Source organism: Pseudomonas amygdali, from assembly GCF_002699855.1.
Classification (GTDB): Bacteria; Pseudomonadota; Gammaproteobacteria; order Pseudomonadales; family Pseudomonadaceae; genus Aquipseudomonas; species Aquipseudomonas amygdali.
Genome location: NZ_LKBW01000085.1, coordinates 1 through 8,524, shown reverse-complemented (window position 1 = coordinate 8,524; position 8,524 = coordinate 1). Strand labels below are relative to the sequence as shown.

Sequence of the window (8,524 nt, the reverse complement as noted above, 5' to 3'; positions counted from 1 at the left end):
TTTGGTCGGCATACATGCACCTCTAGCTACATGTTATGCCCGAACACAAAATTTCTGACAGTCTCGGCGCCTGGGCTATTCGTCGCTGGATGAGTTCCTGCAGCGTCTGCTCAAGCGCGATTATGTGATTACTCGCCAGACCCGTTTCCCACCAGAGCTGATGCGCTACGTTCAGCATGGCTTCTTCGTGCCTTACGAGGAAAAGACCCAGGCTGGCCTGTCGATCACTGATTGCCGAAACGAACCGTTGTATGAGTTCAGATACCCGCAGCAGTTTTATCCGACCTTTACCGCTATTCCGCCACTGCTGGTGAACAGCCTGCTGTTTATCGAAAACCGCGACTTGCTGGACCCGCAGCAACCCTTGGCCAACCCGGCAGTGGACTGGCCACGCTTCGTGAAGGCCGCGTGGTCGCAACTGGCGAAGATGTTCGCCCTCCCCGGCCAGTCGGCTGGCGGCAGTACGCTTGCCACTCAACTGGAAAAATATCGCCATTCACCCGACGGGCTGACGCTGTCGGGTTCAGAGAAGTTGCGGCAGATGATTTCCGCCAGCGTTCGCGCTTATCAACCGGGCACCGAGACCCTCGCGGTACGCCAGCGGGTGGTCCGTGATTATCTGAACAGTGTGCCGTTGTCCGCGGTGCCGGGGCACGGTGAAGTGCATGGGCTGGCCGAAGGGTTGCGGGTGTGGTTCGGTGCGGATTTTGCCAAAACCAATGACTTACTGGCCTCCAGCCCCACAGACAAACAGCGGCTGGCCGACAAGGCGCTCGCCCTGCGCGAAGTGCTGTCACTGGTCATTGCCCAGCGTCGTCCGTCGCACTATCTGGCCAAGGGCCGCCTGGAACTGGCGGACCTGACCGACAGCCATCTACGTCTGCTGGCCCAGGCCAATGTCATTGATCAACCGCTGGCCGATGCCGCGTTGGCAGCCCAGGTCACCTACCGCGACTGGGCGCAGCAGCCGACCATTCAGCCTATCGAAACCAATAAAGGCATCAGTGTCGCGCGCACTCGTTTGTCGAACCTGCTCAATCGCCCGCTTTACGACCTGGACCGTCTTGATCTGTCGGCCACCAGTACCCTGCATGGCGAATTGCAGCGCAGCGTCAGCCAGTACCTGCGTGACCTGGCCAACCCTGAGTTCGCTGCAAAAACCGGCTTGATGGGAGAGCGGCTGCTGACCCCGGCCAGTACCACCCAGGTACGCTATAGCTTCACGCTGTTCGAACGCGGCATGGATGGCTCGCGGGTCAGGGTGCAGACCGACAGCACTGATCAGCCGTTCGACATCAACGAAGGCAGCAAGCTGGAACTGGGTTCGACCGCGAAGATGCGCGTGCTGACCACTTACCTGGAGATCATCGCCGAGCTGCACGGGCGGTATGGGAATCTGAGTACCGCGCAACTGCGCAAGGTGCCTGTCGAAGAACCTGACCGGCTGACTCGCTGGGCGGTGGATTACCTGCTGATTAACAAGGACCGTGATCTGGCGAAAATGCTCTCGGCCGCGCTGGATCGCACCTATTCGGCCAGCCCGGCAGAGGCGTTCTTCACCGGTGGCGGCATGCACCGTTTCAATAACTTCAGGCGCGAAGACAACGAGCGGATTCCCACCCTGCGCGAGTCGCTGCGTGAGTCGATCAACCTGCCGTTCATTCGCCTGATGCGCGATGTGGTGCGCTACAGCACGTATCAGGCGCCCAACAACAGCGCCGAGTTGCTCAAGGATGACGACAACCCGCGCCGTCAGGAATACCTCGCGCAGTTTGCCGACCGCGAGGGCACGGTGTTCCTGCTGCGCTTCTGGAAACGCTACAAGGAAAAGACCACTCAGGAACGCCTCGATACTTTTCTGGACGGTATCCATCCCACGGCCATCCGCTTGGCTGCCGTGCATCGCTACTTGCTGCCTGGGGCTGATCAAGCGACGTTCAACGCGTTCATCCGTGCGCATCTGGATGAGCCGAAAGCAACCTCGAAGCTGACCGACAAGCGTCTTGCCGACTTGTACAAGGGCTATGGGCCGGGCACTTACGACTTGCCCGATCAAGGCTACATCGCCCGCGTCCACCCGCTGGAACTGTGGCTAGTGGGCTACCTGCTCAAACACCCTGAAGCACAATTCAAGGACGCCGTGGCCGCCAGTCGTTACGAGCGTCAGGAAGTCTACGGCTGGCTGTTCAAGAGTCGCCACAAAAGCGCTCGCGACAGCCGCGTACGGACCATGATGGAGGTCGAAGCGTTTCTGGATATCGAACAGCGCTGGCAGCGCGTGGGCTATCCGTTCGACCATCTGGTGCCATCGCTGGCAACAGCTATCGGCAGCTCGGGTGATCGCCCGGCGGCGCTGGCCGAGCTGATCGGCATTATCCAGAACGACGGCATCCGTTTGCCGCCCGTGCGTATCGACAGTCTGCATTTTGCAGCTGGTACACCTTACGACACCGAACTGACCATCAACCCGGAGCTGGGCCAGCGCGTGCTGCCAGCAGAAGTTGCCGCGGCAATGCGCGAAGCCTTGTCGCAGGTGGTGGATGGCGGCACCGCCAAGCGTGTGCAAGGCACCTTCAAGATGCAGGACGGCAGCGTGCTGGCGATGGGCGGCAAGACTGGCACGGGTGATAACAGGATCGAGAGCATCGGCACAGGCGGACGCATTCTCAGTTCCAGGGCGATCAATCGCACGGCGACCTTTGTGTTTTATATCGGCGACAACCACTTCGGCGCATTGACCGCGTTCGTACCGGGACGCGCCGCCGAAGGCTTTCGCTTCACCTCGGCGTTGCCGGTGCAGGTACTCAAAGGTATGGCTCCGATCCTGACCCCGTACCTGGAGAACCACGGACAGGCGATGTGCAATGCCCCGCTTGCCGACCCGCCCAAAGGTGTTTGACCGGCAATGACCGCTCGTCTGCCAGCTCTGTGATTACAATAAGATATATCTTAAGGTATATCTAACTTGTAACCAGAGATCAAAAACATGCGTGAAGATAAACACCCTCCCCACCACCGTCCGCCGCATCCTCGTGAACCAGGTGAAGATCGCGACGGTTTTGAAAAACGCCCAGGCCGTGAACGCGGTGGACGTGGCCCTCGGGTTTTCGCCCCTGGCGATCTGAAATTACTGCTGTTGGCACTGATCGCCGAACAGCCCGCACACGGCTATGACCTGATCCGCAAGATCGAAGGTCTGTTCGAGGGTGCGTACTGCCCCAGCCCCGGCGTTATCTACCCCACCCTGACGTTTCTTGAAGAAAGCGAAATGGTGGTCGGCGATGCCCAGGCTGGCAAGAAGCTCTACACCATCACCGATGCGGGTCGCCAATCCCTGGAAGATCAGGCCGTGGCGCTGGAAGGTGTGCGCATGCGCATCGATGTCAGCAAGCGCTCACTGCGCGGCCACGATCGTCCGCCGGAAATCCACGAAGCGGTGCACAACCTGCGCCACGCACTGCAGATGCACCACGGTCGCTGGACCCCGGAAGAAATTCTGCGGGTCAGCGAGTTGCTCAACAGCACGGCCAAGGCTGTCGTCGATGGGCCTCAACCTACCTCGGAGGAGTCGGCATGAATTCGCCCCAGTCAATCCATCGCGTCATGCATGAAATCAAGCGTCGCAAACTAAAAGTGTTGCGAGTCACAGAGCTGACGCCGCTGATGCGCCGCATTACCTTGCAGGGCCCGGAACTGGCAGGCTTCATCAGTCTGGGCACAGACGACCACATTAAACTGTTTTTCCCGCAGACAGCGCAAGAACAGGCTGCCCTGGAAGACCTGGCCGCTACCAGCGACAAGGACGCACCACGTCCACCGATGCGCGATTACACCCCGCGTCGCTATGACGAAAGCAGCGGTGAGCTGGATATCGACTTCGTTCTGCACGGCGAAGGCCCGGCTGCCACCTGGGCGGCTCAGGCTGAACCGGGGCAATTTCTGCACATCGCAGGGCCAAAGGGTTCAATGGTAGTGCCGGACATGTTCGACAGCTACCTGCTGATCGGCGATGAAACGGCGATTCCCGCCATCGCTCGACGCCTGGAGTCGCTGCCCGCCAACCGTGCTGCGCTGGTGGTGGTCGAAGTGGCCAACCCGCAGGAACAGCAGGTGTTCGACAGCGCCGCACAGGTCGACGTGATCTGGATCGTACGCGGCGAGCAGAGCCTGGTGGATGTCACGCGTCGCCTGGAGATGCCCGAGGGCAAGCTGTACGCGTGGGTCGCGACCGAATCCGCGCTGTCACGCAAGCTGCGCCGTGTGCTGCTCGATGAGTTCGGCCTGCAAGAGGATTTCGTCAAGGCCGCTGGCTACTGGAAGCTGGACGGCACTGAAGAATAGGCAAGCCTGGGCGACTCACATCGTGCGACGAGCCGCCCATCTGTCGACCCCAAGCAGCAACAGTGCAACCAGCAAGAACCCGAGCAGCACGCCCAGCGCGTTGATGAATGCCTTTGGAAAACCGATCGTGCCGACATCGATGAATGGATACAGGTAGTCACCAAGCATGTGGCCACGCAGCATGACGTAGGCGAAGTAGATGATCGGATAGATCGCCCACAGCGGTACATGGCGCAAGCGCAACGCGCCTTTGGGCACGTACAGCCACCAGTACAGTACGAACGCCAGCGGCATTATGTCGTGCAGCAACTCATCGGCCACCCACTGCCAGCCTTGCGGGTGCCACAGATGGCGCAACAGAATGTTGTAAGCGATGCCCACCAGCGCAATGCTCACCGCAATGCCGCCGCATATCACCGGGTGCCGGAAAAAACGGTGGCCTGCCGACTGCCGCGCCGTCAGGGCACAACTCAGCGCGACAGCTGCCAGGGTGTTGGTCAGTACGGTAAAGAAACTTAAAAACCGCACCAGCCCGCCCAGCAGACTGGCGTGATCGGCATAACGGCCAATGAAGATCAGGTACAGCTGGATGACCAGCCCCGACCAGCCGAGGCAGGCTGCAACAAGGGTGTAATAGCGCTGTCCCTGCGCAGTTGAGTGTTCGCGGTGCATCAATCGTTATCCTTGAGTTCCAGCGTCCATGCCGGGCTTTTCTGGCGGGCCTGTTACCAGCCTTTGCCGCGATGCAACTTCACATACAACGCTTCAACCTTTTCACGCGCCCAGGGCGTCTTGCGCAGAAAAGTCAGACTGGATTTGATGCTCGGATCGCTTTTGAAACAGCGAATGTCGATGCGCTCGGCCATGCCGGACCATTCGTAATGTTCGACCAGAGCCCTGAGAATGTGCTCGAGCGTGACGCCGTGCAGCGGATCGGAATTGGGTGTTGTCATGATGAGCCTTGAAGCTGATGAAGAGGGATAGCAGCCTGAACAGCTTCCTGGAGCGCGCAGGTCTTCCCGAAAAGTTTGCCATTGTAAGCGCCGCGCTTTCATAAAACACAGTCGACTTGAGCCACTGTTGCCGACCTTGCAATGATCCATGTCAGGTTTATCGCTTTTAGAAAAATCGTTAGCGTCCTATCATTGCGCGTTTAAGGACTTCAGGTTTCCTTTCTGAAGAGGCTCCGCTGAATAAACACCTATGCACGAATTCGGGCGGCAATGGTCTACGAATCAATGACCGGGCCGCGCTGAATGGGCAACCGTGTTCTGTGTGATGTTGAATTCGACCGTCGGTGATTCGTTTCAATAAACAGCCTCAAGGAATGCTGCCAGGGTCGGCGGCGTACATGAAAACAAGATATCAACTACTTATTTCTCGCGGAGATTCGCATTATGAGCACTGACAGTGCTTCAAATAGAAATCGCCTGTTGCCGACCCTGCTCGGGCTGGTGATCCTGTTGATGGGGCTGGCCTTGCTGGTCGGTGGTGCCCGACTGCTGCAACTGGATGGCTCGTTGTATTACCTGTTGGCCGGTATCGGCTTCGCCGTGACCGGCGTGTTGCTGATCACTGGTCGCGCGGCTGCGCTGGGCCTTTATGCACTGCTGCTGTTCGCGAGCACTGTATGGTCGTTGTGGGAAGTCGGTCTCGACTGGTGGCAATTGGTACCACGCCTGGCGCTGTGGTTCGCACTGGGCATCGTCCTGCTGCTGCCGTGGTTCCGCAAGCCACTGCTGCGCAATGGCCCGGCGCGCCTGGGCACTGGCGCACTGAGCGTTGCTGTCGTGCTGGCCGGTCTGACCGCGCTGGCGAGCCAGTTCACCAACCCTGGCCGTATCGAAGGCCAGTTGGACCGCGAAACTGCCGGCACCACCAACACCGCTCCGGCCATGCCTGACGGCGACTGGCAGTCCTACGGCCGTACCGCATTCGGTGACCGCTACTCGCCTCTGGCGCAGATCACCCCGGAAAACGTCAACAAACTGGAACCGGCCTGGACCTTCCGCACTGGCGACATCCCTGGGCCGAACGACCCGGGTGAAACCACTGCCGAGAACACACCGCTCAAGGTGAACGGCATGCTCTACGTGTGCACGCCGCACAGCCAGGTGATCGCACTTGATCCGGATTCGGGTAAGGAAATCTGGCGCTTCGACCCGAAACTCAGCACCCAGAATGCGAAAAACTTCAAAGGCTGGGCGCACATGACCTGCCGTGGCGTCACTTATCATGACGACGCAGCCTATGCAGCCAGCGCCCCGGCACAAAGCCCGGCAGCACCGGCCGCAGCCGGCGCCACTTCAAATGCATGCCCACGCAGAATCTTCCTGCCGACTGCCGACACCCGTCTGATCGCGCTGAACGCCGATACCGGCAAAATGTGTAAGGACTTCGGCAACAAGGGTTCGGTTGACCTGACTGCCAACATGGGTAGGTTTGCTCCGGGCGGCTATTACTCCACGTCGCCACCGGCAGTGACCAAAGACCTGGTGATCATCGGCGGCCACGTTACCGATAACGTCTCTATGGACGAACCGTCCGGCGTGATCCGTGCCTACGACGTGCACACTGGCCGTCTGGTCTGGAACTGGGACAGCGGCAACCCGGAAGAGACTGCGCCGATTGCCGAAGGCAAGATCTACACGCGCAACTCGCCGAACATGTGGTCCATGTTCAGCGTCGATGAAAAGCTCGGCATGATCTACCTGCCGATGGGTAACCAGACGCCTGACCAATGGGGCGGCGATCGTACGCCGGATTCCGAGAAATACAGCGCGGGCCTGGTTGCACTGGACATCGCGACGGGTCGCGTACGTTGGAATTACCAGTTCACCCACCATGACCTGTGGGACATGGACGTGGGTGGTCAACCGACCCTGCTGGACATGAAAACGGCTGATGGCGTGAAGCCGGCGGTATTGGCATCGACCAAGCAGGGCAGCATCTACGTGCTGGACCGCAGCACCGGTCAGCCCATTGTGCCGATCAACGAAATACCGGTTCCGCAAGGCGCTGTTGCAGGCGATCACACCTCGCCGACCCAGCCCAAGTCCGACCTGAACTTCATGCCGCCGCCGCTTAAAGAGCGCGACATGTGGGGCGTGACGCCATTTGACCAGATGATGTGCCGAATCGACTTCAAGTCGCTGCGCTACGACGGCCCGTTCACGCCGCCATCGCTGCAGGGTTCGATTGTTTATCCAGGTAACTTCGGTGTGTTCGACTGGGGCGGTATTTCCGTCGACCCGGTTCGTCAGATTGCCTTCGTCAACCCGAGCTACATGGCGTTCCGTTCAAAGCTGGTGCCTGCTGCCGAAGTCGAAGGCGGCCCTGGCCGCAAGAGCGAAACCGAAGGCGTGCAGCCGAACAAGGGCGCACCTTATGGCGTGATCCTGGAAGCACTGCTGTCGCCAATGGGCCTGCCGTGCCAGGCACCGCGTGGGGTTACGTGGCGGCGGTCGATCTGACCACCCACAAAACCATCTGGATGCACAAAAACGGTACCGTGCGTGACAGTTCGCCAATCCCGATCCCGCTGACCATGGGCGTTCCAAGCCTGGGTGGCCCGATCACAACGGCGAGCGGTCTGACCTTCCTGAGCGATACGCTTGACCAATACCTGCGCGCCTACGATGTACGTAACGGCAAACAGCTGTGGGAAGGTCGCCTGCCAGCAGGCGCCCAAACCACACCGATGACCTACACCGGCAAGGACGGTCAGCAATACGTGCTGGTCGTGGCGGGCGGTCACGGTTCATTGGGCACCAAACAGGGTGACTACGTGATGGCATTCACACTGCCGAAGTGATGCATTAGTGCGGTAAATGGAAAGCGGCTATCGAGAGGTAGCCGCTTTTTTTGTTGTTACTGAAACCTTGTCTCGGCTGCATTTGCTACCGGACAAGGCTGTAGATCTATGACGCGGAGCGTCACGAAATGCATGCCAACGCAGAGCATTGGCACGATGGTGCTCTGACGATTATCGTTCCGCACGCTCCAGCGTGGGAATGCCGTTCTGGACGCTCTGCGTCAGCTCTTGAATGTGCGGTGCGGCGCAGACCTGTGACGCGGAGCGTCACGAACTGCATGCCAACGCAGAGCATTGGCACGATGGTGCTCTGACGATTATCGTTCCGCACGCTCCAGCGTGGGAATGCCATTCTGGACGCTCTGCGTC

4 protein-coding genes and 2 pseudogenes are annotated in these 8,524 nt (G+C 59.6%); 4 read left to right on the top strand and 2 right to left on the bottom strand.

The features are described from left to right. Nucleotides 1-64: 64 nt before the first annotated feature. From AO277_RS08395 to AO277_RS08385, 3 genes and pseudogenes are all read left to right on the top strand, one after another. Nucleotides 65-2,899, top strand: a pseudogene (locus AO277_RS08395) (transglycosylase domain-containing protein); the annotation flags it as partial. An 87-nt stretch (nt 2,900-2,986) separates the two neighbouring features. Further along, nucleotides 2,987-3,577 carry a PadR family transcriptional regulator gene (locus AO277_RS08390; RefSeq protein ID WP_002554881.1) on the top strand — a complete coding sequence of 197 codons (591 nt, stop codon included), beginning with the start codon at nt 2,987-2,989 and terminating at the stop codon, nt 3,575-3,577. After that, complete coding sequence (locus AO277_RS08385; protein WP_044319909.1) at nt 3,574-4,341, top strand: siderophore-interacting protein; 768 nt, start codon at nt 3,574-3,576, stop codon at nt 4,339-4,341. The genes AO277_RS08390 and AO277_RS08385 overlap by 4 nt, the downstream gene beginning before the upstream one ends. A 15-nt stretch (nt 4,342-4,356) precedes the next feature. Here AO277_RS08385 and AO277_RS08380 read toward each other — a convergent pair whose 3' ends face one another. Beyond that, nucleotides 4,357-5,013: a Pr6Pr family membrane protein gene (locus AO277_RS08380; RefSeq protein WP_044319908.1), complete on the bottom strand. Its 657-nt coding sequence runs from the start codon at nt 5,011-5,013 to the stop codon at nt 4,357-4,359. 53 nt (nt 5,014-5,066) lie between these two features. Beyond that, entirely contained in the window at nt 5,067-5,294 is a 228-nt protein-coding gene (locus AO277_RS08375) for a VF530 family protein (RefSeq protein WP_044319907.1), read from the bottom strand. 444 nt (nt 5,295-5,738) lie between these two features. Here AO277_RS08375 and AO277_RS08370 point away from each other — a divergent pair. Further along, nucleotides 5,739-8,155, top strand: a pseudogene (locus AO277_RS08370) (glucose/quinate/shikimate family membrane-bound PQQ-dependent dehydrogenase). The last annotated feature ends 369 nt before the right edge of the window (nt 8,156-8,524 follow it).

Excerpts from the sequence above, each read along its gene's own strand:
- AO277_RS08390 (WP_002554881.1), top strand. The coding sequence starts at position 2,987 with ATGCGTGAAGATAAACACCCTCCCCACCACCGTCCGCCGCATCCTCGT.
- AO277_RS08385 (WP_044319909.1), top strand. The coding sequence starts at position 3,574 with ATGAATTCGCCCCAGTCAATCCATCGCGTCATGCATGAAATCAAGCGT.
- AO277_RS08380 (WP_044319908.1), bottom strand. The coding sequence starts at position 5,013 with ATGCACCGCGAACACTCAACTGCGCAGGGACAGCGCTATTACACCCTT.
- AO277_RS08375 (WP_044319907.1), bottom strand. The coding sequence starts at position 5,294 with ATGACAACACCCAATTCCGATCCGCTGCACGGCGTCACGCTCGAGCAC.